Below are 22,278 nucleotides of genomic sequence, written 5' to 3' on the forward strand. Positions count from 1 at the left end.
CGCGGTACGGGGCGAGATGCGGCAGGCCGGGGCGGCCGCCGGGCGGGAACGGGCTGGTGCGGCGGCCCCGGGTCAGTAGACGTCCGACGCGGTGGGCATGGGCTGTTCGTCGCGTGAGGCCTCGCGTTCCCCGTGCCAGCGGACGAGCGCGGCCATGATCTGGGCTCGGCTCGGCACCTGCGCCAGACCGAGCGGCCCTGCGGCGGCGGCCAGGATCTTCTGCAGCCGGCCCGCGGCGACGGGAACGGCCAGCCAGTTGAAGCCCCACTCCTCACGCAGGGACAGCGCCACCCGGATGACGTCGGTGAAGACCGACTGCGCCCTCTTGAAGTCGAGGATCATCGGCAGGTCCCGCTCCCAGCCGGACGAGCCGCCGGGCCGGATCCCCTCGACGACCCGGCACCATTCGCGCACCATGCGGTTCTCCTGGTCGGCCGGATAGCGCATCAGGTACAGATGGGTGGCCAGGTCGTAGAGCGGGTCCCCCAGCATCGCCAGCTCCCAGTCGATGACCCACAGCCGCTGCCGGGGGTCGAGGACGAAGTTCTCCCGGTGCAGGTCCGCGTGCAGCAGGCAGAAGGGGCGCTCCTGAAGCCCCAGCACGTGCTTCCTGAGCAGGGTGAACGATTCCTCCGAGATGCCGAGCGCGTGGAAGAGCCCGGCGAAGGTCCGGTGGTTCTTCTCGTAGACCTGTTCCTCGACGAAGACGATCAGGCGCTCCAGGAAGCCGTCGCTGTCACCGTCCTCGGCACGGTCGCGGTCCTCGCAGCGCCGCTCCACGCTGAGCATGTCCGGCGTGACCCGCACCATCTCGCGGAAGACGTCGACGATCTGACCGAACGTGGCGTCGTACACGCGCCGTCCCGGCCGGTGCTGCTCACCGAGCGTCCGCCCCTCGATGAAGCCCTGCAGCGCCATGCCGCCGACGTCGACGATGTGCGGGATACGGCTGAGGTGTGGCTGGAGGGCCCTGAGCAGCTCCTCCTCCGACCCGAAGCACCTCCGGTCGAACCACAGGATCTCGGCCCGCGGCTCACGAACCTTGACGGCTCCCGCCCGCCCCGGCAGTGCGAGGACGTACGTCTCGTGGTGATACCCCTTGAGCGGCCCCTTGACCAGACTCGGATCGCCGCTCATCTCCTCGGCTCGCTCGCGAGCACCGGAGACCAAGGGGGGTGTCATTCGATGGTTCAGCCTGTTCCGGTGGTGCCGAATGGTGTAAGGGGAGACGCACGTTACTCCACGGAACTCGGCCACCGGAGGAAAACCCGGCCATCCGGGAACGGGTCCCCTCCCAGGGGTGACCGACGCGCACCCGGACGACGGCACCGGCGTGCTCGCCCGGCCCCACCCGGGTGGTGCTGTTCGAGGCGGGGCGCCCTCGCGCCGCTCGAACGCTCACCCGCGCAGCAGTCGCAGCAGCGTCTCCAGGGACCCCACGACCGTCTCCGCCCCGGCCTCCAGCAGGAGCTTCGCGTTCCTGTCGTTGCGCGCGTAGCCCAGGAAGGGCACTCCGGCCCGCGCGGCCGCCTCGTGGTCCGTGGGGGCGTCGCCGATCATCAACGCCTCGTCCGGCGCCGCCCCCATCGCCCGCAGCGCCCGGTTCAGGCAGTGCGGGTCCGGCTTCAGGTGCCGGAGTTCCTGGGTGCGGCCGTAGACGTGGGGGGCGAAGCAGTCGGCGAGGCCGCGTCCCGCGAGGTACGTGCGGACCACCCGTGGCGAGTTGTTCGTGGTGATCGCCAGGCGGGATCCCACCGCGGTCCAGGTGCGGATCAGCGGATCGGCGTACGGGGTCGGCATCGCCGAGGTCGCGGCCCGCAGCTCCTCCTGGGTGAGGCGTTCCTCCAGCTCGGCGACGAGGTCGCTGCCGGGATGCCGGCGGTCCACGGCGCGCAGGACCACGTGCGGGTCGAGGGACTCGCGCTCGGTCTCCGTGAGCAGGCCGTGCAGACCACGGCCCTCCAGCCAGGACACCAGGTCGCCCGCCACCCGCTCCGCCGAGTGCCCGGCGAACAGGCGGCAGATGGGCCCGTCGAAGTCCCACAGCACGACACGGGCACGTCCGATCCGATCGCGGAGTCGGTTCGGATCGTTCTCGGTCGTGATGTGCACCGCACCAGTCTGCTTCGTATCAGAAGTCACTAGGAGAGTGTCAGGTCCGACGTGATGGTTTCCCAGAGGGCGTTGAACCACTTCTGGGATTCCTTCACGAACGCCGCGTCCCGGCGGCCCGTCCGCTTCACGAAGGAGAAGAGGAGCGACTGGGAGCCGAGGACGTCGTACATGTCCAGGGTCTGGCTGCCCCACTCCTCCGCACGCCTGGTCAGCATGTAGTAGCCGATCAGGGCCTCCTCCTCGTTGAGGAGGTACAGCTTCACCGGCGGGGTGAACGGCAGCGCGCGGAACGTGACGTGGACGTCGATGCCGTGCGTCGAGCGCAACGCCTTCAGGTTGTGCTGGAGGACCTGCCCCTGGGCGTTGCGCATCGCCAGCCAGCGCTGGTGCACCGGGTTGTCGTCGCCGTGGGCCTCGACCGGGACCGGGAAGGCCAGCTCGATGTCCCGGGAGGGGACCAGGATGCGGACGTCGATCGACTCGGGTTGGATGCGGCCCTCGTGGATCAGGCGCAGCGGTTCGCCGATGGCGACCATCAGGGTCTCCGCGGTGTGGCAGACCACGTCGACGCGCACGTGCGGCGTCGAGAAGGCCTCCGTCAGACGCGGGGCCAGCCCCACCATCGTCGGCTGCGGCTCCCCCCGGACCGGCTCCGGGGCCGCGATCCGCGGTGGGCTGCCCTTGCTGACGTTGGTGAGGAGGCCGTCCTCCTGGAGGACGCGCAGGGCCTGGCGGACGGCGCCGCGCTCCACGCCGAACTCCTCCGCCAGTTCGGCCTGGGTGGGCAGGCGGTCCCCCGGCTTGAGTTCACCGGCTCGGATGCGTTGCCGCAGGATGTCGGCGATCTCCTGGGGCGAGGACCTTCTGCTGCCGTTCACTGCCACGTTCTCCGCCACGCTCTCCTGGGTCACGACCAAACGCTACAACTCTGATCCAATTGGCGGGAGTTGTTTGAAAGTTGTTTATGACTAGGGGCCAAGTGGGGACAACTTAATCAGAGTTGGTTACCAACTTCTCGGAGTTGGTGGAAGTTTTGCTTCCGGACTTCCGAAGGGGGAAACACCGATGCCCGCCCTCGCTCTCCTCTCCGCCGCCTTCGTCGTCGCCTTCGAACAGCTCGTCCAGTGGAAGTACGGTCCGGCCGGCCTCGTCGGTCTGATCCTTCTCACCGTGGGCGTCAAGGCCAAGAGCCCGGCCGTCAGCTCCGCGGGAGCGGTCGTGCTCGCGCTGCTGATGACGGGGCCCGCCCGATGAACCACCGCACCGCCCCGGAACGACCCGTGGGAGACGTCAGCTCGTGAGCACCAGCTCCGAACTGATCGTCTCCCACAGTGCGTTGAACCACAGGTGCGACTGCTCCACGAACGTCGTGTCGCGCAGCCCGGCGCCCTGCTCGAAGGAGAACAGCATGGATTGGGTGCCCTGGGCGTCGTACAACGCCGGCTGTTCGCGATCGGCCTCGGCCTCCCGGCGCGTCAGCGTGTAGTACGCGAACAGCGCCTCCGTGCCGTTGAGCAGGTACAGCTTCACCGGCGGGGTGAAGGGCAGCGCCCGGAACGTGACGCGCACGTCGATGCCGTGGGTGGCGCGCAGGGCCAGCAGGTTGTGCTGGAGGACCTGCCCCTGGGCGTTGCGCATCGCCAGCCAGCGCTCGTGCACCCAGTCGTCGCCGCCCCCCTCGACCGGCACCGGGAAGGCCAGGTCGATGTCCCGGCTCGGCAGCAGCACCCGGACGTCGACCTTGGCCGGTTTCAGCCGTCCGGCGTGGATCTGCCGCAGCGGCTCACCGATGGCGAGCGTGAGGGAGATGGACGTCAGGCACACGGCGTCGATCTCGACGTGCTCCGCGCCGAACGCCGCCGCTATCCGGGGTGCGAGGGCCACCGTCGTGGGCAGCGGAGGAGCCTCCGGGCCGGTCAGCGGCCCGACGGGGTCGGGGGCGACGGTCGCCGGACTGCCCTTGGACACGTTGGTGAGCAGCCGCTCGGACTGCAGGATGCGCAGCGCCTGCCGCACCGCCCCGCGCTCGACACCGAACTCGTGGGCCAGCTGGGCCTGGGTGGGCATGCGCGCACCCGGCCGCAGCGCCCCTGACCTGATCCGGGCGCGCAGCTCGTCGGCCACCTCGTGATGTGACCTCTGTGGCCGTTGCGACCTCTTCCGCCCAGTGACGGAGTCGTGTTCCGGGTCCACTCCTGCACAGTACAACTTCCCGCCATCTTTGGGCAGTTCAGGCAAAGGTGGTTATGAGCCGCTTCCAGGCGGAGATAAGTACAGTGAAGTTGGTCACCAACTTCGCGCACATGGTCAGACCTTCAGGAGGTTGGCCACCCGCCAGGGACTCCCTTCCGGAGGGGAGCCGGGAGTCCCGCCCGGCCGACACGGCCGCACGACAACCACAACTGAACAGCTCGCTACGGATGCGGGTCCCAGCACACCGGCAGGAGGGAGTGGCTCAGAACACGTCCGGGCACCAAGGCCGCCTGGACGTACGCAGCAGGGCGTCGGCCTTCCGGGCGGCGCCCGCTCGTTCCTCGCGCACCCGTCCCAGCGCCGCCAGCCGCACCGCCGACTCGTCCCCCAGCCACAGCGCCCCCAACTCCCCGAGGCCCAGTTCGAGTTCCGCGCTCTCGGTGGTCGGCGTGCAGGACGCCCCCTCGGGCGAGGCCTCCAGCCGGTAGCGCCCGCCGGTCAGCCCGTCCACACCGGCGACCTCCAGCACCAGCGCCCCCGTGCCCTCGTACGTCCGCGCCTTCAGCGCCCGTTCGACGTCCAGGACGCGCACCCACAGCCAGTCCGCCAGCGAGGTGATCCTCGCCGCCCGCGGGTCGGGCAGGAAGTGCGGGAGCAGGTCGTCGGGCGCCCGCCAGCCGCTCTTCACCGTCACGACCCAGTCGACGGAGCAGACGTACTCCCACAGCGCGCGTTCCGCGGCCGGTGTCACTCCGGTGAGCCACCGAACGGTCGCCGTGTTCAACGGCTGCTTGGCGTCACCCCAGTTGTCGTCCACCTCGTACACGGCCATGCCCTCGACCTCGCCGGACGCCGAGCGGTACACGGCGTAGAAGGGCGGCTTCCACGACGGGTCGAGCCGCAGGGCGCCGGTGGTCACCTTCCACCAGGTCTCGTCGCGGTCGATGACGCCCGCTCGGCCGCGGCGCATCCGTTCGTGCAGCTCGGGGCCGAGCTTGCGGACGTCCTCGCCCTCCACCAGATCGATCCGCCCGCCGTCCGCCGGGCCCGCCCAGCGGGCGTCGAGGCCGGCGCGCGGCACGTCGACCGTCCACTCCGCCGTCCAGGTCGCCGGCCCGAAGCCGTAGCGGCCGTAGATCGGGTACTCGGCGGCGATCAGCGTCGCGGCCACGTCCCCGCGCTCCTTCGCGGCCGCCAGGTCCCGCGCCATCATGCGGCTGAGCAGCCCGCGACGGCGGTGGGTGGCGGTGACGGTGACCCCCGAGATCGCGTCGGCCGGGACGCTCGCGCCGCCCACGGCCGTGAGCTCCTGGTCGAAGGACCGGAACGTCGCCACGCACCTGCCGCGGTCGAAGGCTCCGAGGTAGCGGCCCGCCACGAACCGCTCGCGCCGGCCCTCGACCTCCTCGTCGGTCAGAGGGGTCGCCCGCAGGAAGCCGGTGTTCACGGCACGCAGCCAGTCGGCGAACTCGGATGCGGCGATGGGGCGTACGTCGATGCCGTCGGCACGGGGTATGGGGGGCATGAACTCACGCTAGGCGGAGGGCCGGTCGGTGTCGCGTCAATATCCGCCCGCCGGCCCTCCCCACAGCTGGTCCCGGCTCCGGGACGGCTCAGACCAGCAGGTCGTCGACTTGCGCCTCCCCTTCGCGGTACCGGCGCGCGATCTCCGCGCCGCACTCGTCGGCCGTGCGCTGGAGCCGCTGGCGGCGCCGGGAGACCTGCTGCTCGTGGCGCTCGAGCCGCCCCATCGCCGCTTCCAGCTCCAGGTCCGTGCGCGCGCCCAGGTCGGACAGCTCCACCTCGGCGAGCATCTCGGCGGCCAGCCGCCGGTACTCCTCGCCCTGCGGGGTGCCCAGGGTGACATGGCGGGCGGAGGAGCGGTGCCGTGCCGGGGCGTCCCGCAGGATCTCCGCCAGCCGCTCCACCACCGAGGTCTCCTCGGACACCGCGGCGGAGCCCTCGCCCGCCGGCGTACGCCGGTCCACCTCCGCGCGCAGAATGTCGATCCGCCCCTGGAGCAGCCGCCGCAGATAGCTGAGGTCGGTCTCGTCGCGCTGGGCCTCGCGGCGCAGCGTGCGCAGTTCGGGCAGGCTCAGCGCGGGCATCTCCGGTCCGGCGTCCGAGGGCAGCCGCGGGCTGTCCGTGCGCTGTGTGGGCGGCCGGTGGTATTCCGACGCGCCCATCCCCGTGTACGTCGACCAGACAGCCGCCTGCTGCTGTCCGGTGCTTGATGTGCTCATGTGCCTCAACCGTCCCCTCGACCGGTGTGTGCAAGCATCGTGCCACCCCAAGTGGCCGCTATGGGAACGAGTGCCCCCGATAGACCCCAGATGGGCGGTATAGCAGCAAAATACGTCCGTGCAGGGGCTGTTGGCGCCCGCGCAAACCACCCTTTCGGTGCATCCGCCGACCACCCGCGGCGCCGATGTCACCGCCCTGCATGATGGACGTATGCGAGCAGTGGTGCAGAGGGTGGACGGCGCGAGCGTCGTCGTGGACGGCGAGACCGTGGGCGCGATCGAGGGCGAGGGACTGTGCGTCCTCGTCGGCGTCACCCACGAGGACACCAAGGAGAAGGCGGCCCAGCTGGCCCGCAAGCTCTGGTCGATCCGCATGCTGCACGACGAGAAGTCGTGCAGCGACATCGACGCCCCGCTCCTGGTGATCAGCCAGTTCACCCTCTACGGCGACGCCCGCAAGGGCCGCCGCCCCACCTGGAACGCCGCCGCCCCCGGCGATGTCGCCGAGCCGCTGGTCGACGAGGTCGTCGCCCAGCTGCGCTCCCTCGGCGCGACGGTGGCCACGGGCCGCTTCGGGGCGGCGATGCGCGTATCACTGACGAACGACGGCCCGTTCACCGTGCAGATCGAAATCTGACCCGAAAGATCTACAAGCCTCCTGGCCGAAGATCCACCAGGAGGGTCTACGGCTCGACGACGACTTCCTGCGCCGCCGCCGTGTCGCCGGCCATCAGCGGGGCGTCCACCGCCACGTTCCGCTTCACCAGGGCGAGGGCGACCGGGCCCAGCTCGTGGTGACGGGCGGACGTCGTGATGAAGCCGACCTTGCGGCCGTCGGGGCCGTCGTCCGCGAGCCGGAGCTCCGTACCGGCCACGGGCAGATGGACCTCGCTGCCGTCGAGGTGCAGGAAGACCAGCCGGCGCGGCGGCTTGCCCAGGTTCTGCACCCGGGCGACCGTCTCCTGCCCCCGGTAGCAGCCCTTCTGCAGATGCACCGCCGAGCCGATCCAGCCCAGCTCGTGCGGGATGGTGCGGTGGTCGGTCTCGAAACCGAGCCGGGGCCGGTACTGCTCCACGCGCAGCGCCTCGTAGGCGAGGATCCCGGCGGGCGGCCCGGCCTGCGCCGCGTACGCCTCCAGGTCGGCGCGCGGCAGGAACAGGTCCCGGCCGTGCGGCGTCTCCCGTACGACGACGTCCTCGGGGACCGGGGCGATGGAGCCGGCCGGGAGGTGCACGACCGCGGTGTCGGCCGTGCGGTCGGCGACCTCGACCCGGTAGAAGAACTTCATCGACTCCAGGTAGGCGATCAGCGCCTCCTCGGTGCCCGGCTCCACATGGGCCCAGACCGTCGAGCCGTCGTCGACGAGGTACAGGGCGTGCTCGATGTGGCCGTTCGCGGAGAGGATCAGCGCCTCGGTCGCCCGGCCCGCCGGGAGGTCGCTGACGTGCTGGGTGAGCAGCAGGTGCAGCCAGGCGAGCCGGTCCTCGCCGGTGACGGCGACGACCCCCCGGTGCGAGAGGTCCACGAATCCGGTGCCGTCGGCGAGGGCGCGCTGCTCACGGAACAGATCGCCGTAGTGGGCGGCGACACCTTCGTCCACGCCCTCGGCGGGGACGGCGCCGGGCAGGGTCAGCAGGGGGCTCTTCATATCCGTAAGCCTACGACTCGGTAGTTGAAGCCTTGAGCGTGCAGTCCTCGCACCGGCCGAAGATCGCGAAATGCTTCATGTCGGTGTCGAACCCGAAGGTCTGCCGCAGCTTGTCGGTGAACTCCGCGGCCACCGAGACGTCCGCCTCGATCACGTTCTGGCAGTCCCGGCAGACCAGGTGGATGTGGTGGTGCCGGTCCGCGAGGTGGTACGTCGGCGCCCCGTGCCCCAGATGCGCGTGGCTGACCAGACCGAGCTCCTCCAGGAGCTCCAGCGTCCGGTACACCGTCGAAATGTTGACCCCCGACGCCGTCTTCCTCACTTCCACGAGGATGTCGTCGGGGGTCGCGTGCTCAAGGGTGTCCACGGCTTCGAGCACGAGTTGCCGCTGCGGGGTCAGCCGGTAGCCGCGCTGCCGCAGATCGCTCTTCCAGTCGGTGCTCACCACAGCACCCAGTGTAGAAGCGTCGGCCCCATCACGGGCGCGGTGGTAGGCGATCGGACATGAGGAGGTCCGAGAGGGTGTCGCGCAGGGCAGCGGTCGTCCTGACGATGTCCTCATGGGCCCGGATCTTCTCGTCGACCGAGGACAAGGCGGCCCCGATGTCCCGCTGCTGTTCCACCGGAGGGAGCAGGACCGGCAGATCCGACAGAGTGCGTACGGTGATCGACCTCATGCCGGTCGTTCCCACCGCCCGGCTCTCCAGCCAGTCGCCTGTCGCCCGGCGGGCGACATATGCGACGAGGTACAGCGTCTGCGCCGGATCGTGCGGTCGCACACGCAACAGGTGGCTGTTGTATAGCCACTCCTGCTCGTCCGCGGTGACAAGTGCCACCCGGCCGACCGTCCCGGTGCGGCTCACCAGCATGTCGTCGGCGACAAGCCGGTGTCTGGAGAGGTCACGTGCCCGCTCGAGGGGCACCCGTGGCATGCCCGGCTCCGGCGAGATGCGCCGGTGCCGGAGGTCGGCCGGACGGACGAGAGGAACACCGTCGGGAACGTCCTCGCTCCGGCGCAGGGCCGGGCCGCCCGCCTGGATGTCGCAGAGGTCGCCGAGGGGAGCTGTCCGCCACCCCTCCGGGACGCCTTGGCGACGGTCCGCGTTCACGGTTCGTACCTCCTCAGCAGCTCGTCGACTGCGGCGTCCGCGGCGCGCGCCCGACTGTGCGCTTTGGCCAGGCGCTCGCCCAGGACGCTCAGGTCGCGCGGGTCCGCGCTTCCCGCGTCCGTCGGTACGTCGCTCGACAGGTAGACGGAAGGGCTGAGCGTGTGGTCCCGCGCCCTGATCTCGGTGACGGGTACGGCCCTGCTCACTCCCGGGGTGCCGGGGTAGGGACGTCCAGCCGCCCTGGCGGCCTGCCAGGACTCGTACTGCCGGAAAATGCTCTGCGTCTCCTCCGGAGTGAGCGCCCGCTGTGTCCGGGAGACCATCGAACCGAACCGCCTCGCATCGACGAAAAGGACTTCGCCATCGCTCCTGTCACCGCTTGGCTCCGCAGATCGCAGCAGCCAGATCGTGACGGAGATGCTGGTCGTGGTGAACAACTGGGAGGGCAGGGCGATCAGGGCCTCCACCACCCCGTCTTCCACCATGGCGGACCGGATCCGTCGTTCGGAGGGGTTGGAGGAGAAGGCCGCGATGTCGGGCATCAGCACGGCCGCGCGCCCACCCTGGGCGAGCGAGGCCACGATGTACTGAAGCCAGTCGAAGTTGGCGTTGTGCCGGGGCGGCTGACCGTAGCGCCAGTGCGCGGGGTCGACGGGGTGCTTCGGAAGCCTGGAGTTGAACGGTGGGTTCGTGACGACACGGTCGAACACGCGGTGCCCGGGTCGGGGCCCTGCGGAGGGGGCCGTGTGCCCGGGCCGCAACTCGGCGTCGGGCAGGCCGTGCAGCGCAAGGTTCATGCCGGCCAGGGCCAGCGGGTGCTCCCCGACTCCCGCCCCGCTGACCTCAGGTGGAGGCGCCCCCGCCCGCTCATCCGCCATACCGTCGAGTGCGGCGGCCAGCAGCTCACCGGCGCGCACGAAGGGGTCGTGCACGCTCCGCACGCCTTGAGCGCCGTCGGCCACGAACTTCGACACCAGGTCGGCCGCGGCACGCGGAGTGAAGAAGTCACCAGCAGTCCTGCCCGCGAGTTCGCTGTACCGGGCCAGGAGCCATTCGAAGGCCTGCGCGTACTCCGTCCACTCCATCGGCTCCGTACCGTCGAGCAACTGCACGGTGTCGGCCACCCGAAAGTCGCCGAGCCTCTTGGAAAGGGCGAGGAGCAGTTGGCCGTGGCCTGGCCCGAGCCCCTCTTCGACGGCCCGTGCGAGGAAGCGGACGAGCAGCTCACCTGAGTGCGTGAACTGGTCCCTGTTCACCTCAGCCGTTACTCTCTCCCATTCGCCGGGCAGACAGCCCCGCACGTAGACAAGGGAGAGCAGCACGGTGAGGTAGTCCGCGACGGAAAGCTCTCCGCGGAAGCGTTCCGCCTCCGGACCGCTCAGGCGCTGCACGACCTGGAGCAGCGCCCCGGCCCGCGCCCGTCCCAGGCCGGCGCGGAAGCGGTCCCCGTACGTCGTCCCGGCCGGTTCCTCGGGCCGCCGGGCGTTCGCCGGAACCGTGCGCCGCTCCAGCCATGCCAGGATCTCGGCGGCTCGGAAGACCTCGATCTCGCCCGACCCGTCGGCCCGGTCCACGACGGCCGGACCGGGAAAGTCTTGATGCCTGCGCTCCCAGTTCGTCACGGCCGGTCGCTGCACGAGCGCGAGCCGCGCGATATCGGCGCGCGAGACGAGTACGTCGTCGATGTCACTCACAGTGCCTGCCCGAAGAGTCAGAAGCGGGGCGGCCGGGAACCGCTCAGCACGTCGCCGCGGCTCGCGAGAACCACCGGGAACCGGTCCAGGGCCTGCGCCTCCTTGGCGATCTGCGGGTCAAGGTAGCCCAGCATGCGGTAGATCTTGGCATGGTCCGCCGCGAGGTCCCGATGGTGGATCGGCTCGTGGTGCATGATCCGGTTGCGCAGCAGGACCAGCGACCACAGTCCGTCGTAGAGTGCGTCACGGCGACCGGAGTAATGCGCGAACGCCTTGTGCACGGTGGGCACCCAGAAGAGGCGGTCGTAGCGCGATCCACCGCTCACCAGAGAGGCCCAGAAACCGAAGGACAGCTCGGCCACGATGTCGTCTGCCGGCGCGGGAACAAGCCCTCGGCGCTCGCACTTGCTGCGCGCCTTGACCACGAGTCGCTGTCCGTTGGGATTGAGCGGTGCCACGGCCCACCAGTCATCTCTGCCGTAGGCGAGGGAAAGCTGGTGGTGCAGAGCGTTGCGCAGGGCGAGCTCCAGACAGTGCAGCGAGCCGTACAACGCGGCCGAAGCCTCGATGTTCCACCAGTACAGCCGCGCAGCCACTGCCGCGTTGCCGCGCGCTGAGGCCACATAGCGCGCCAGCCGCAACCTGGAAAACGCGCGCAACATCCACTCCGGCAGCTGATCAGTCACAGTGGTCCCCCCTCTTTGGGCATGGCTTCGCCCGACCCGGTCCAAGTACGGATATGCCCACAAGGTGTTACGGTGGGACGCGAACGCCCCGGGTTCGCCTCTGCTCAGCACGCCACCCGGGGCACGGCTTTCCGACCCCCGGACGCACTCCAAGTGCGACCGGGGGTTTTGCGTTTCACACACCGCGCGAGACCACGCCACTCGGCGCTGCGGTCTCCACCGTAGCCACAAAGCCCCCACCCTGCAAGCGCAGCGCACTGCTGAAGGTGTTTGTTAACCCCCTCTGGGCGGGAACTGTTTCAGGACCAGCTCTGGCACGCGCAAAACGGCTCCGACCGGTGCCGGTCGGAGCCGCTGAGGAGCTGAGGGGCTGAAGGACTACTTGAAGAAGGCGATGCCGTCGTCCGGCATGTCGTCGGGCAGGGCCTTGGCCCAGCGCTCGACCTCCTCCGGGGTGACGACCTTCTTCAGGTGGGCCGACATGTAGGGGCGCAGCTCGACCTCGGGGGTCTGCTTCTCGCCCACCCACATCAGGTCGCTCTTGACGTAGCCGTACAGCCGCTTGCCGCCGGTGTAGGGCTGGGAGGCGGCCGTGCGGGCCACCGCGTCCGTCACGAGGTCGATCTGCGGCTTCTTGTCGGCCAGCTCGCCGTACCAGATCTCGATGACGCCGTCGTCGCGGGTCATCGTCACCTCGACCTTGCGGGCGCCGTCGATCCGCCAGTAGCCGTGCTCGGACTCCAGCGGGCGGACCTTGTTGCCGTCCTTGTCCAGGACCCAGCTGTGGGACTGGTACTCCAGGAAGTCCCGGCCGTCGTGGGTGAAGGTGACCTCCTGCCCGAAGTTGCACTTCTCGGAGCCGGGGAAGTCGTGCACGCCCGCGCCCGCCCAGTTGCCGAGCAGGAAGGCGAGCGGGACGAGGTCCTTGTGAAGGTCGGACGGGATCTCGATCATGGGAACTTCCTAGACGTGGGTCAGCGCTGGCCCTGGTACAGCTTCTTCACGGTCAGTCCGGCGAAGGCGAGGACGCCGACGGCGACCAGGACCAACAGGATTTCGAAGAAGATCTCCACGGGGTGCTCCTTGAGCGGGGGTGCGAATGGGTGCACAGGGCCGGGGGCCAGCTTACGCGGGCCCCTTCGGCACTTCGATTCCGGACTACTCTTCCGGCTATGGCGAAGAAGCTGGTGATCAAGGTGACGGCGGGGGCCGACGCCCCCGAGCGGTGCTCCCAGGCGTTCACGGTGGCGGCGGTGGCCGTCGCCAGCGGTGTCGATGTCTCCCTGTGGCTGACCGGCGAGTCCGCCTGGTTCGCCCTGCCCGGCCGGGCCGCCGAGTTCGAGCTGCCGCACGCCGCTCCCCTGCCCGACCTGCTGGACTCCCTCCTCACGGCCGGCCGCGTCACCCTGTGCACGCAGTGCGCGGCGCGCCGCGAGATCACGGAGCAGGACGTCCTGAAGGGCGTCCGCATCGCCGGCGCGCAGGTGTTCGTCCAGGAGGCGATGGCGGACGAGACGCAGGCGCTCGTCTACTGAGACTCCGTGTACAGGCAGAACGGGTGCCCTGCCGGATCCAGCAGCACCCGGACGTCGTCCTGCGGCTGGTACCCGGCGAGCCGCGCCCCGGCGGCGACGGCCCGCGCGGTCTCCCGCTCCAGGTCGTCGACCTCGATGTCGAGGTGCGTCATCATCCGCGGCCGGTCCGGCTCGCTCGGCCAGACCGGCGGCCGGTAGTCGGGTTCCGTCTGGAAGGACAGCCCCGTGCCGCCGCCGGGCGGCCGGATGTGGACCCAGTCGGGGCCGTCCTCGTCCCGCCAGACGCCCCAGCCGGGCAGCAGCCGCAGATAGAAGAGCGCGAGCTCCCGGGCGTGCGGGGCGTCCAGAACCGCCGCTGTCAGTCTCATGGGGGCACGGATACCCCGGGCGGGCGGGGCGGACGCCGGTCAGCGCGGGCGGGCGGGGCGGACGGCGGTCAGTGCGGGCGCTTCTTGCCGTCCAGCTCGTCCCACCACTCGTCGGACTTGGGATCGCCGGACGGGTCGTCCCACCACCGGTCCTCCGGCCCGCGCCGGTTCGCGACCATGGCCGCGACGGGCGGGATGACCATGGCGACGACGCACATCCCGACGGCGACGGGTATGGACCACAGCCGCACGACACCCCACGCCAGCACGAAGAGGCCGATGCAGAGGCCCATCATCGCGAAGTACGTATGACGCCGGCGTGCGTACATACGTCCAGGGTAGGTCCGGGCAGGCCGAAGGGCCGCACCCCAGGTGTCCAACCCGGGGGGTGCGGCCCCTACTGGCACTCTCGCCGTCAGACGGCGATCGCGACCTCCGCCAGGCCGCCCTGCTGGGCGACGACCGTGCGGTCGGCGGTGGCGCCGGGCACGAGGGCACGGACGGTCCAGGTGCCCTCAGCCGCGTAGAAGCGGAACTGTCCGGTCGCCGAGGTCGGCACCTCGGCCGTGAACTCGCCGGTCGAGTCCAGCAGACGGACGTAACCCACCACGGGCTCGCCGTCCTTGGTCACCTGACCCTGGATGGTGGTCTCACCGGGCTTGATCGTCGAGGCGTCGGGGCCGCCGGCCTTCGCACCGCACATGTCGTACTCCTGAAGTCTGGAAAGGTCGGTCGGGGTTGCTTACTTGTTGGCGCCGAGCTCGATCGGCACGCCCACGAGGGAGCCGTACTCGGTCCAGGAGCCGTCGTAGTTCTTGACGTTCTCCACACCGAGGAGCTCGTGCAGCACGAACCAGGTCAGCGCGGAGCGCTCACCGATGCGGCAGTAGGCGATGGTGTCCTTGGCCAGGTCGACGCTCTCCGCGGCGTAGAGCTCCTTGAGCTCGTCGTCCGACTTGAAGGTGCCGTCGTCGTTGGCGTTCTTGGACCACGGGATGTTGCGGGCGGACGGGACGTGGCCCGGGCGCTGGGACTGCTCCTGCGGCAGGTGGGCCGGGGCGAGCAGCTTGCCGGAGAACTCGTCGGGCGAACGCACGTCGACGAGGTTCTGCGAGCCGATCGCGGCCACGACGTCGTCGCGGAAGGCGCGGATGGACGTGTCCTGGGCCTTGGCCTTGTAGTCCGTCTTCGGACGCTCCGGCACCTCGTCGCCGGCGACGAGCTCGCGGGCGTCGAGCTCCCACTTCTTGCGGCCGCCGTCGAGCAGCTTGACGCTGTCGTGGCCGTACAGCTTGAAGTACCAGTAGGCGTAGGAGGCGAACCAGTTGTTGTTGCCGCCGTAGAGGACCACCGTGTGGTCGTTGCCGATGCCCTTGTCGGACAGGAGCTTCTCGAAGCCCTCCTGGTCGACGAAGTCACGGCGGACCGGGTCCTGGAGGTCCTGCGTCCAGTCGATCCGGATGGCGTTGCGGATGTGGTTCTTCTCGTAGGCGGACGTGTCCTCGTCCACCTCGACGATGGCGATGGTCGGGTCGTCCAGGTGCTCCTGGAGCCAGTCGGCGTCAACCAGGACGTCGTTGCGGCTCATGCTTCTTCTCCTCCGGGGCAGTTACGGCGGGGCGTGCGAGGTCTGCAGGGCGCGCCCTTGAGGCAGGGCGGCGCACGGGTGCCCGTGATGCGGGGCTGCGGGGATGCGCGCGCCGGCGCGACTGCCGACGCGATCGCTCAGAAGGTGCGACAGAGCATGGCGGCGACGCGGCACAGGTCTACTGCCCGCCGCTTCGTGAGATCCGCCTGTCGCTTCATACCGTCGATCGTAGGGACGGTCGGGCGGGCGTGTCACCGGTGTGTCGCATGCTGAGACGAGACAATCCGCCATATGGGATCGAGAGGCCGCCGGGGCGCTCGCCGCACGGCGTCCGGCCGACCGTATCCCCCGTCACATCTGCGCTGCGGACATCGCCGTCTCGCCCACCGGACAGCGCAGGTCGGACCCGCCGAGCGACTGACTACCCGGCCAGGCGGACGTCGGAACCCTTCACCGTGATCTCGACGCCGTCCGGGGCGGCCTGGACGGTGTCGAGCTTGATGCCGCCGGGCAGGCCGTCGATCTTCTGCTGGAAGTCGGTGATCGCCCGGACGCGGTTCTCGGCGATGTCGACACCGCCGAACGTGGGCAGGCCGTCGGCGTGCACGCGGACGGTGCCGTTGTCCACCTTCACCGAGCTGAGCACGGAGACCGGCTCCGGGAGCTTGGTGCCGAGGACCGTGGCCTCGACGGTGACCTTGATCTTGCCGTTGCCGCCGTCGGAGAGGCCGATGACGTTGGCGGTGACGCCCGGGGCGACCTGGGTGGGCTCGGACTTCGCGGTCTTCAGCAGCTCGCCGTAGGCGATGGTCGCGGTGCCGGTGGCGGTGGAGGCGGTGGCGGAGCTGTAGTCGCCGGAGAACTCGACGCCCTTCATGTCGGCCTGGAGGTCGTCGATACGGATCTTCTGGCCGCCGTTGCCCGCGGCGGCCTCGTAGTCCTTGATGCCTACCTCGATGTCGTCCAGGGAACCGCCGGCGACCTGGGTGAGGAACGGGAAGCCCTTGATCGACACATCGGGTGTCGCCGCCAGGTTCTCCGTCGTCTTCAGCCGGTCGGCGGCCTCGTCCTCGGCGAAGTTGACCGCGACGCGGTCGGCGATCACGAAGAGCCCGCCCAGGATCACGACGAAGATCAGCAGTATTCGCAGTGCGCGCATGCGGTGTGTCCCCCACCCAGTCGGTTGGACGCGGTGCCTGACGACCGGGTGGCCGTCCCCTGCGTGAGAGTAACCCCGTGGGGAAGGGGGGCCGGAGGATTGTTGATCATCTGTGACAGGGCGGGCGGCGCGGCGTCCCGCCCTGTCTGATCTACGCCAGCGCCCTGCCCAGGACGTACACCGCCGGGGCCGCGGCGGCCAGCGGCAGGGCCACGCCCGCCGTGAAGTGGACGAAGCGGGACGGGTAGTCGTAGCTCGCGACCCGGTGGCCGATCAGGGCGCAGACGGCGGCGCCCGCGCCGAGGAGGGCGCCCGACGTGCCGAGGTCCGTGACCGACCCGACCGCGATGCCCGCACCCGCAGCGGCGAGCAGGGACACCACCACCGAGGCCGGGGTCGGCAGCGGCAGCGCGCGGGCCAGGACGGCGACCGCGACGGCCACCGCGCCGACCGTCACCGCGTCCGCCGCGGCCGCGAGATACCCGCCCGCCACGATCGCCAGCGCCGAGGCCGCGACCGTCGCCATCAGGCCGTACATCCGCTCGTCCGGGTCGGCGTGCGACCGCAGTTGCAGGACCAGAGCGAGCAGCACCCACACCCCGATCGTGCCGAGGATCGCCGACGGCGAGCGGCCCGAGACGAGCAGCGCCGCGTCGGCGGCCAGCGCGCCCGCGAAGCCCAGCGCGATGCCCTGCCGGGCCGGCCACATGCCGTTCAGCCGGAACCAGCCCGCCGCGGTGACGGCCTGGAGGATCACCAGCGGCACGAGCAACGCGTACGTCCCGGCCGCCGCGGCACCGGCCAGCAGCAGCCCGAGCAGCGCCGTCAACGCGGCCGGCTGCATGCCGGGCTCGATGATCGGGGAGCGCCCCTCCGCGCGGGCCCGCTGCGCGTCGGTGACGCGCGCGTTCCCGCCGACGGTGGCGGGGCCGTAGCCGGTGGCGGAGGCGTCAGCGTCGGTTGCGGCCGGGGCGGCAGGTCCCTGCGGCGCCCGGGGACTCTGGGACGCCTGGGGCGGCCGGGGCGACTGCGGTGTGAGGATCGCCGTCTCCGGATCCGGCGCCTGCGCGGACACCGCCCGATGGTTCTGCGTCTCCCAGGTCTGCCCCTGCCACTGCTGCGTGTACTGCTGAGCGGCGTGCGGGTCCTCGTACCCCTGGTACCCCTGCCCGGGCCACGCCTGCGGCTGCTGCCCGTAGGGGTCGTAGTGCTGGTTCGGCTGGTTCGGCTGGTTGGTCATCGCTCATCCTCCTGCGAACGGCGGGAGCACCTCGACCGTGCCGCCGTCGGCCAGCCGTACCGTCTCATGTCCGCGGGTGCCCACGGGGTCGCCGTCCACCAGGAACGAGCACCGGCGCAGGACGCGCTCGAGCTCGCCGGGGTGCCGTTCACGCACTCCGGCGAGCGCCTCGGCGAGGGTGGCCGCCTCGTACGGCTCCTCGGCCACCCCGGCCGCGGCCTTGGCGGCGGCCCAGTAGCGCACCGTGACCTTTGGCATCTGCTTCCTCAATGAATTCGGCGGTGAACCCCGTCAGGCTAGCCCGCCCGGCCCGCGACCCACTCCCCGATCCGGGCCAGCAACGCGTCTCCGGCCGCGTGCTCGGCGTGCCCCATCCCCGGCTCCAGCCACAGTTCCCCCTGGTCACCGGCGGCAGCGGCCAGCATCCGCGGGTGGTCGACGGGGAAGTAGCCGTCGGCCTCGCCGTGCACGATCAGCAGCGGGGTGGGGGCGATCCTCGGCACCGCCTCCACCGGGGAGAGCGGGACCGGGTCCCAGTCCCGGTGGTGGATGCGCGTCCCGAAGCCGTACCGGCCGACGATCCGCCCCTCCGGCCGCGTCACCATCCAGTGCAGCCGCCGCATCGGGGCGGTCCCCCGGTAGTACCAGCGGGCCGGGGCGCTGACCGAGACCACCGCGTCGGTCTCACGGGGGTGCAGCGCCGCGTGCCGCAGCACCACCGAGCCGCCCATCGAGAACCCGACCGTCCCCACGCGCGCGTGCCCGAGCTCCCGCGCCCACCGCACCGCCGCCGCCAGGTCGAGCACCTCCCGGTCCCCGACCGTGGACCGCCCGCCGGAGGCACCGTGGCCCCGGAAGGAGAACGTGACGACCGCCCCGTAACGGGCGAAGGCCTGCGCCACCCTTCGTACATGCGGCCGGTCCACGGCACCGGTGAAGCCGTGGGCGACGACGAACACGGGGTGAGGGGAAGGCGTCCGCGAGGCGTCGTATACAGCGGTACCGGGGTCGTACAGGGCGTCGATCGTCACCCCGTCGACCGTGCGCAGAAACGTCCTCGAAGGCCTCCGCGCAGGCGTTCCCGCGGGCGTCTCGGAGTGTGGACGATCGGTGGAACGCGCCACATGACCTGCCGGACGAGAGCTCATGTGGGCTATTCTGCTGGGCAGAGGACTCGGGCAGCGTAGCCCCCGGGTCCTTTTGTGCTTTCGGAAGCGTTGTATACGAAGCGGGAAACCGCAGGTGTACGGGGCCTTCGGGATCGCAGACAGAGCGGTGCTGTACCAACAAGCGTCCTCGCAGGGACCGAGGAGGAACCAGACGTATGAGTTCTCTGCTGCTCCTGACCAATGCCCTCCAGCCGTCGACGGAGGTGCTCCCCGCCCTCGGCCTGCTCCTGCACAACGTGCGTGTGGCCCCCGCGGAGGGCCCCGCCCTCGTCGACACCCCCGGCGCCGACGTCATCCTCATCGACGGCCGGCGCGATCTGCCGCAGGTCCGCAGCCTCTGCCAGCTGCTGCGCTCCACCGGGCCGGGCTGTCCGCTCGTCCTCGTCGTCACCGAGGGCGGCCTCGCCGCCGTCACCGCCGACTGGGGCATCGACGACGTCCTGCTCGACACCGCCGGCCCGGCCGAGGTCGAGGCGCGACTGCGACTGGCCATGGGCCGGCAGCAGATCGTCAGCGACGACTCCCCCATGGAGATCCGCAACGGCGACCTGTCGGTCGACGAGGCGACGTACTCGGCCAAGCTCAAGGGCCGCGTCCTCGACCTCACCTTCAAGGAGTTCGAGCTCCTGAAGTACCTCGCACAGCACCCCGGCCGCGTCTTCACCCGCGCCCAGCTGCTCCAGGAGGTCTGGGGCTATGACTACTTCGGCGGTACGCGCACGGTCGACGTGCACGTACGGCGGCTGCGCGCCAAGCTCGGCCCCGAGCACGAGTCGCTGATCGGCACCGTCCGGAACGTCGGTTATCGATTCGTTACGCCGGAGAAGCCGGAGAAGATGGAGCGCGCCGCCGAGGAGGCGAAGGCCAAGGCGGCCAAGGAAAAGCCGGACACCGCGGACAAGTCGGCCGCCCTGGACGGGGTCGAGGCCCGCGCGAAGGCGTAACGAGGCGTATTGCGCCGCCGACCTGGGCATCGCTTCCCTCAGGGGTGCCCCGGACGGCGGTCGGCATATCGTACGGAACCTCCTTTACGCCCTGCCCGGAGCCGGTATATCCGCGTAGACTCCGCGCGTGGCCAAGGTGACTCGGGATGATGTGGCGCGGCTGGCAGGGACTTCCACTGCCGTGGTCAGCTATGTCATCAACAACGGACCCCGGCCGGTCGCCCCGGCCACGCGCGAGCGTGTCCTCGCCGCGATCAAGGAACTGGGGTACCGGCCCGACCGGGTGGCCCAGGCGATGGCGTCCCGGCGTACGGACCTCATAGGCCTGATCATCCCGGACGCCCGCCAGCCCTTCTTCGGGGAGATGGCGCACGCGGTCGAGCAGGCCGCCTCCGAGCGCGGAAAGATGGTCCTCGTCGGCAACACCGACTACGTCGGCGAACGCGAGGTCCACTACCTGCGCGCCTTCCTGGGGATGCGGGTCTCCGGACTCATCCTCGTCAGCCACGCGCTCAACGACCTCGCCGCCGCCGAGATCGACGCCTGGGACGCCCGGGTCGTGCTGCTGCACGAGCGGCCCGAGGCCATCGACGACGTCGCCGTCACCACGGACGACCTGGGTGGCGCCGAGCTCGCCGTCCGGCACCTGCTGGAGCACGGCCACGAGTACGTCGCCTGTATGGGCGGCATAGCCGAGACGCCCGCGGTCGGCGACCCGGTCTCCGACCACGTCGAGGGCTGGCGCCGCGCGATGGCCGACGCCGGGATCTCCACGGAGGGCCGCCTCTTCGAAGCCCTCTACAACCGCTACGACGCCTACCAGGCCGCCCTGAAGATCCTTTCCGGCCCCGAGCGCCCGCCGGCGATCTTCTGCTCCACCGACGACCAGGCGATCGGCCTGCTGCGCGCGGCGCGCGAACTGCGCATCGACGTCCCCGGCGAGCTGGCGGTGGCCGGCTTCGACGACATCAAGGAAGCGGGGCTCACCGACCCGCCCCTCACGACGATCGCGTCCGACCGCCCGGCGATGGCCCGGGCGGCGGTGGACCTCGTCCTCGACGACGGGCTGCGGGTCGCGGGGGCCCGTCGGGAGCGGCTGAAGGTGTTCCCGTCGCGCCTGGTGACCCGGCAGTCCTGCGGCTGCGCGTAGCCGCCGGGGGTTGAGGCGGCGGGCCTCTTTATATCGGGCATACGAGGTTCTGTCGGGCTTCTCAGGGAGCACTCAGGAAGCTCTCATGGTCGGGCGACAAGCTCTGTTCCATGACCGAGAGCTTCCACCGCAGTGGCGAGTACGAGAACCCTTACGAGGGTCAGCAGCAGGCCCCGGTGAACCCCGAGTGGCCGCCCCCGCCGGCGTACGCCCCGGCGCATGCTCCGCATCCGAAGAAGCGCGGCCGTGGCCCCCTCGCCCTGATCGCCGCCGTGGCGATCGTGGCGGCGGCGATAGGCGGCGGCACCGCCTACGGCATCCAGGAGCTGACCGGCAACGACACCGTCGCCTCCAGCTCCACCAGCACCAACGTGGTCCCCTCCAGCCAGAAGGGCACCGTGGCCGGCGTCGCGAAGGCCGTCAGCCCGAGCATCGTCGAGATCAGCGCCACCTCCAACGCCGGGTCCTCCACCGGCTCCGGCGTGATCATCACCAGCGGCGGCGAGATCGTCACCAACAACCACGTCGTCGCCGGCGCCTCCCAGATCAAGGCGACGACCAGCGACGGCAAGTCGTACACCGCGAAGGTCGTCGGCACCGACAGCAAGAAGGACCTGGCGCTGATCAAGCTGGAGAACGCCTCCGGTCTGAAGGCCGCCACGCTCGGCGACTCGGCCGGGATCCAGGTCGGCGACCAGGTCGTGGCCATCGGCTCCCCCGAGGGCCTGTCCGGCACCGTCACCAGCGGCATCGTCTCGGCCCTCGACCGCGACGTCACGGTCCCGACCGAGGAGGGCCAGGACCAGGGTCAGCAGCAGTGGGGGCAAGGTCAGGGACAGGGGCAGGGGCAGGGCGACCAGTGGCCGTTCGAGTTCGGCGGACGCCAGTTCAACGGTGACACCGGGTCCAGCACGACGACGTACAAGGCGCTCCAGACCGACGCGTCCCTCAACCCGGGCAACTCCGGCGGCGCACTGATCGACATGAACGGCAACATCATCGGGATCAACTCCGCGATGTACTCGCCGACCAGCCAGGCCTCCTCGTCCTCCGGCGCGGGCAGCATCGGCCTGGGCTTCGCCATCCCGATCAACACCGTCAAGGCCGACCTCGCGAAGCTGCGGGCGGGGTCGACCGACTGAGTCCGGGCACGAGACAGCGAGGAGTACGGCGATGATCGAGCAGGTTGTGCACACCGAGCCGGGCGGGGACCCGGCGACGATCGGCCTGGCCCTGACGGTGGCGTCCGCCCTGCACCCGCCGACGGGCCGGGCGGCGGAGATGGCACCGGCCACGGCGAGCCGCAGAACGAGCCGCGCCGGGAAGGCCCGGCGCCGGGCGCTGCGGGGCTGACGTTCCCGCCGGCTCGCGCCCGCGACGTGCGACGCTGAGAGCGTCAGAGCACCCCCGTCCCCCTTCACCCCCGAGGACCCCGA

Annotated in this window: 28 protein-coding genes; 7 read left to right on the top strand and 21 right to left on the bottom strand. The window is 70.6% G+C overall.

Going from position 1 to position 22,278, the window contains the following annotated elements:
• Positions 1–72 precede the first annotated feature (72 nt).
• The 3 genes from QOL88_RS18295 to QOL88_RS18305 form a co-directional block, all read right to left on the bottom strand.
• On the bottom strand, positions 73–1,182 hold the full coding sequence (locus QOL88_RS18295) for a phosphotransferase (protein ID WP_179878895.1): 1,110 nt from the start codon (positions 1,180–1,182) through the stop codon (positions 73–75).
• 216 nt (positions 1,183–1,398) lie between these two features.
• Positions 1,399–2,142 carry an HAD family hydrolase gene (locus QOL88_RS18300; protein ID WP_373559290.1) on the bottom strand — a complete coding sequence of 248 codons (744 nt, stop codon included), beginning with the start codon at positions 2,140–2,142 and terminating at the stop codon, positions 1,399–1,401.
• Positions 2,142–3,032 (bottom strand): FadR/GntR family transcriptional regulator, encoded by an 891-nt coding sequence (locus tag QOL88_RS18305; protein WP_097217433.1) that lies wholly within the window; start codon positions 3,030–3,032, stop codon positions 2,142–2,144. The genes QOL88_RS18300 and QOL88_RS18305 overlap by 1 nt, the downstream gene beginning before the upstream one ends.
• A gap of 148 nt (positions 3,033–3,180) precedes the next feature.
• Between QOL88_RS18305 and QOL88_RS18310 the strand changes: the two genes are divergently transcribed.
• Positions 3,181–3,369, top strand: coding sequence for a hypothetical protein (locus QOL88_RS18310; RefSeq protein ID WP_030849031.1), 189 nt, complete (start codon positions 3,181–3,183; stop codon positions 3,367–3,369).
• Positions 3,370–3,405: 36 nt separating this feature from the next.
• Here the strand turns inward: QOL88_RS18310 and QOL88_RS18315 are convergent, their stop codons facing one another.
• From QOL88_RS18315 to QOL88_RS18325, 3 genes are all read right to left on the bottom strand, one after another.
• On the bottom strand, positions 3,406–4,323 hold the full coding sequence (locus QOL88_RS18315; protein WP_179878896.1) for a FadR/GntR family transcriptional regulator: 918 nt from the start codon (positions 4,321–4,323) through the stop codon (positions 3,406–3,408).
• Between the two features lie 247 nt (positions 4,324–4,570).
• A complete protein-coding gene (locus QOL88_RS18320; protein ID WP_097217435.1) occupies positions 4,571–5,833 on the bottom strand; it encodes a GNAT family N-acetyltransferase in 1,263 nt (420 codons plus the stop codon).
• Between the two features lie 88 nt (positions 5,834–5,921).
• Positions 5,922–6,551, bottom strand: coding sequence for an RsiG family protein (locus QOL88_RS18325; RefSeq protein ID WP_097217436.1), 630 nt, complete (start codon positions 6,549–6,551; stop codon positions 5,922–5,924).
• A 211-nt stretch (positions 6,552–6,762) separates the two neighbouring features.
• On the opposite strand from QOL88_RS18325, the gene dtd reads away from it, so the two are divergent.
• On the top strand, positions 6,763–7,188 hold the full coding sequence (dtd, locus tag QOL88_RS18330; protein ID WP_030242984.1) for a D-aminoacyl-tRNA deacylase: 426 nt from the start codon (positions 6,763–6,765) through the stop codon (positions 7,186–7,188).
• A 46-nt stretch (positions 7,189–7,234) separates the two neighbouring features.
• Here the strand turns inward: dtd and ygfZ are convergent, their stop codons facing one another.
• The 6 genes from ygfZ to QOL88_RS18360 all read right to left on the bottom strand — a co-directional run bounded on the left by ygfZ (position 7,235) and on the right by QOL88_RS18360 (position 12,643).
• Positions 7,235–8,200, bottom strand: coding sequence for a CAF17-like 4Fe-4S cluster assembly/insertion protein YgfZ (gene ygfZ, locus QOL88_RS18335; RefSeq protein ID WP_097217437.1), 966 nt, complete (start codon positions 8,198–8,200; stop codon positions 7,235–7,237).
• 10 nt (positions 8,201–8,210) lie between these two features.
• Positions 8,211–8,648, bottom strand: a complete 438-nt coding sequence (locus QOL88_RS18340; protein ID WP_097217438.1) for a Fur family transcriptional regulator — start codon at positions 8,646–8,648, stop codon at positions 8,211–8,213.
• 28 nt (positions 8,649–8,676) lie between these two features.
• Positions 8,677–9,309: a restriction endonuclease subunit S gene (locus tag QOL88_RS18345; RefSeq protein WP_097217439.1), complete on the bottom strand. Its 633-nt coding sequence runs from the start codon at positions 9,307–9,309 to the stop codon at positions 8,677–8,679.
• Positions 9,306–11,003, bottom strand: coding sequence for an N-6 DNA methylase (locus tag QOL88_RS18350; RefSeq protein ID WP_097217440.1), 1,698 nt, complete (start codon positions 11,001–11,003; stop codon positions 9,306–9,308). The genes QOL88_RS18345 and QOL88_RS18350 overlap by 4 nt, the downstream gene beginning before the upstream one ends.
• Before the next feature lie 17 nt (positions 11,004–11,020).
• Positions 11,021–11,689 (bottom strand): hypothetical protein, encoded by a 669-nt coding sequence (locus QOL88_RS18355; protein ID WP_097217441.1) that lies wholly within the window; start codon positions 11,687–11,689, stop codon positions 11,021–11,023.
• 378 nt (positions 11,690–12,067) lie between these two features.
• Positions 12,068–12,643, bottom strand: a complete 576-nt coding sequence (locus QOL88_RS18360; RefSeq protein WP_097217442.1) for a heme-binding beta-barrel domain-containing protein — start codon at positions 12,641–12,643, stop codon at positions 12,068–12,070.
• Between the two features lie 218 nt (positions 12,644–12,861).
• Between QOL88_RS18360 and QOL88_RS18365 the strand changes: the two genes are divergently transcribed.
• Positions 12,862–13,224 carry a DsrE family protein gene (locus QOL88_RS18365; RefSeq protein WP_097217443.1) on the top strand — a complete coding sequence of 121 codons (363 nt, stop codon included), beginning with the start codon at positions 12,862–12,864 and terminating at the stop codon, positions 13,222–13,224.
• Here the strand turns inward: QOL88_RS18365 and QOL88_RS18370 are convergent.
• From QOL88_RS18370 to QOL88_RS18405, 9 genes are all read right to left on the bottom strand, one after another.
• A complete protein-coding gene (locus tag QOL88_RS18370; protein WP_097217444.1) occupies positions 13,218–13,592 on the bottom strand; it encodes a VOC family protein in 375 nt (124 codons plus the stop codon). The genes QOL88_RS18365 and QOL88_RS18370 overlap by 7 nt on opposite strands.
• Before the next feature lie 68 nt (positions 13,593–13,660).
• Entirely contained in the window at positions 13,661–13,921 is a 261-nt protein-coding gene (locus tag QOL88_RS18375) for a DUF3099 domain-containing protein (protein WP_097217445.1), read from the bottom strand.
• Positions 13,922–14,007: 86 nt separating this feature from the next.
• The gene (locus QOL88_RS18380; protein WP_003991226.1) at positions 14,008–14,295 is read right to left on the bottom strand and encodes a DUF1416 domain-containing protein; all 288 of its coding nucleotides are present in this window, start codon (positions 14,293–14,295) and stop codon (positions 14,008–14,010) included.
• Positions 14,296–14,334: 39 nt separating this feature from the next.
• A complete protein-coding gene (locus QOL88_RS18385; RefSeq protein ID WP_097217446.1) occupies positions 14,335–15,180 on the bottom strand; it encodes a sulfurtransferase in 846 nt (281 codons plus the stop codon).
• A 137-nt stretch (positions 15,181–15,317) separates the two neighbouring features.
• Complete coding sequence (locus tag QOL88_RS38865; RefSeq protein WP_350310325.1) at positions 15,318–15,398, bottom strand: putative leader peptide; 81 nt, start codon at positions 15,396–15,398, stop codon at positions 15,318–15,320.
• Between the two features lie 203 nt (positions 15,399–15,601).
• Entirely contained in the window at positions 15,602–16,339 is a 738-nt protein-coding gene (locus tag QOL88_RS18390) for an LmeA family phospholipid-binding protein (RefSeq protein ID WP_097217447.1), read from the bottom strand.
• 151 nt (positions 16,340–16,490) lie between these two features.
• Positions 16,491–17,579, bottom strand: a complete 1,089-nt coding sequence (locus QOL88_RS18395; protein WP_097217448.1) for a hypothetical protein — start codon at positions 17,577–17,579, stop codon at positions 16,491–16,493.
• 3 nt (positions 17,580–17,582) lie between these two features.
• On the bottom strand, positions 17,583–17,837 hold the full coding sequence (locus QOL88_RS18400) for a MoaD/ThiS family protein (RefSeq protein ID WP_059418772.1): 255 nt from the start codon (positions 17,835–17,837) through the stop codon (positions 17,583–17,585).
• A gap of 38 nt (positions 17,838–17,875) precedes the next feature.
• Positions 17,876–18,727, bottom strand: coding sequence for an alpha/beta hydrolase (locus QOL88_RS18405; protein ID WP_179878897.1), 852 nt, complete (start codon positions 18,725–18,727; stop codon positions 17,876–17,878).
• A 176-nt stretch (positions 18,728–18,903) separates the two neighbouring features.
• Here QOL88_RS18405 and QOL88_RS18410 point away from each other — a divergent pair, with 176 nt between their 5' ends.
• The 4 genes from QOL88_RS18410 to QOL88_RS18425 all read left to right on the top strand — a co-directional run bounded on the left by QOL88_RS18410 (position 18,904) and on the right by QOL88_RS18425 (position 22,195).
• The gene (locus tag QOL88_RS18410; protein ID WP_097217454.1) at positions 18,904–19,692 is read left to right on the top strand and encodes a winged helix-turn-helix transcriptional regulator; all 789 of its coding nucleotides are present in this window, start codon (positions 18,904–18,906) and stop codon (positions 19,690–19,692) included.
• A gap of 127 nt (positions 19,693–19,819) precedes the next feature.
• Positions 19,820–20,842 carry a LacI family DNA-binding transcriptional regulator gene (locus QOL88_RS18415; protein WP_097217457.1) on the top strand — a complete coding sequence of 341 codons (1,023 nt, stop codon included), beginning with the start codon at positions 19,820–19,822 and terminating at the stop codon, positions 20,840–20,842.
• A gap of 110 nt (positions 20,843–20,952) precedes the next feature.
• Complete coding sequence (locus QOL88_RS18420; RefSeq protein WP_097217459.1) at positions 20,953–21,984, top strand: S1C family serine protease; 1,032 nt, start codon at positions 20,953–20,955, stop codon at positions 21,982–21,984.
• Between the two features lie 31 nt (positions 21,985–22,015).
• Positions 22,016–22,195: a hypothetical protein gene (locus QOL88_RS18425; protein ID WP_097217461.1), complete on the top strand. Its 180-nt coding sequence runs from the start codon at positions 22,016–22,018 to the stop codon at positions 22,193–22,195.
• Positions 22,196–22,278 lie beyond the last annotated feature (83 nt).

The sequence above is a fragment of the Streptomyces sp. Ag82_O1-12 genome (assembly GCF_900182715.1).
Classification (GTDB): domain Bacteria; phylum Actinomycetota; class Actinomycetes; order Streptomycetales; family Streptomycetaceae; genus Streptomyces; species Streptomyces massasporeus.

Bases quoted from the DNA above. Each gene is read 5' to 3' on its own strand.
- QOL88_RS18295 (WP_179878895.1), bottom strand. From the start codon at position 1,182: ATGACACCCCCCTTGGTCTCCGGTGCTCGCGAGCGAGCCGAGGAGATG.
- QOL88_RS18310 (WP_030849031.1), top strand. From the start codon at position 3,181: ATGCCCGCCCTCGCTCTCCTCTCCGCCGCCTTCGTCGTCGCCTTCGAA.
- QOL88_RS18320 (WP_097217435.1), bottom strand. From the start codon at position 5,833: ATGCCCCCCATACCCCGTGCCGACGGCATCGACGTACGCCCCATCGCC.
- QOL88_RS18325 (WP_097217436.1), bottom strand. From the start codon at position 6,551: ATGAGCACATCAAGCACCGGACAGCAGCAGGCGGCTGTCTGGTCGACG.
- dtd (WP_030242984.1), top strand. From the start codon at position 6,763: ATGCGAGCAGTGGTGCAGAGGGTGGACGGCGCGAGCGTCGTCGTGGAC.
- ygfZ (WP_097217437.1), bottom strand. From the start codon at position 8,200: ATGAAGAGCCCCCTGCTGACCCTGCCCGGCGCCGTCCCCGCCGAGGGC.
- QOL88_RS18360 (WP_097217442.1), bottom strand. From the start codon at position 12,643: ATGATCGAGATCCCGTCCGACCTTCACAAGGACCTCGTCCCGCTCGCC.
- QOL88_RS18365 (WP_097217443.1), top strand. From the start codon at position 12,862: ATGGCGAAGAAGCTGGTGATCAAGGTGACGGCGGGGGCCGACGCCCCC.
- QOL88_RS18370 (WP_097217444.1), bottom strand. From the start codon at position 13,592: ATGAGACTGACAGCGGCGGTTCTGGACGCCCCGCACGCCCGGGAGCTC.
- QOL88_RS18375 (WP_097217445.1), bottom strand. From the start codon at position 13,921: ATGTACGCACGCCGGCGTCATACGTACTTCGCGATGATGGGCCTCTGC.
- QOL88_RS18380 (WP_003991226.1), bottom strand. From the start codon at position 14,295: ATGTGCGGTGCGAAGGCCGGCGGCCCCGACGCCTCGACGATCAAGCCC.
- QOL88_RS18385 (WP_097217446.1), bottom strand. From the start codon at position 15,180: ATGAGCCGCAACGACGTCCTGGTTGACGCCGACTGGCTCCAGGAGCAC.
- QOL88_RS38865 (WP_350310325.1), bottom strand. From the start codon at position 15,398: ATGAAGCGACAGGCGGATCTCACGAAGCGGCGGGCAGTAGACCTGTGC.
- QOL88_RS18390 (WP_097217447.1), bottom strand. From the start codon at position 16,339: ATGCGCGCACTGCGAATACTGCTGATCTTCGTCGTGATCCTGGGCGGG.
- QOL88_RS18395 (WP_097217448.1), bottom strand. From the start codon at position 17,579: ATGACCAACCAGCCGAACCAGCCGAACCAGCACTACGACCCCTACGGG.
- QOL88_RS18400 (WP_059418772.1), bottom strand. From the start codon at position 17,837: ATGCCAAAGGTCACGGTGCGCTACTGGGCCGCCGCCAAGGCCGCGGCC.
- QOL88_RS18405 (WP_179878897.1), bottom strand. From the start codon at position 18,727: ATGAGCTCTCGTCCGGCAGGTCATGTGGCGCGTTCCACCGATCGTCCA.
- QOL88_RS18410 (WP_097217454.1), top strand. From the start codon at position 18,904: ATGAGTTCTCTGCTGCTCCTGACCAATGCCCTCCAGCCGTCGACGGAG.
- QOL88_RS18420 (WP_097217459.1), top strand. From the start codon at position 20,953: ATGACCGAGAGCTTCCACCGCAGTGGCGAGTACGAGAACCCTTACGAG.
- QOL88_RS18425 (WP_097217461.1), top strand. From the start codon at position 22,016: ATGATCGAGCAGGTTGTGCACACCGAGCCGGGCGGGGACCCGGCGACG.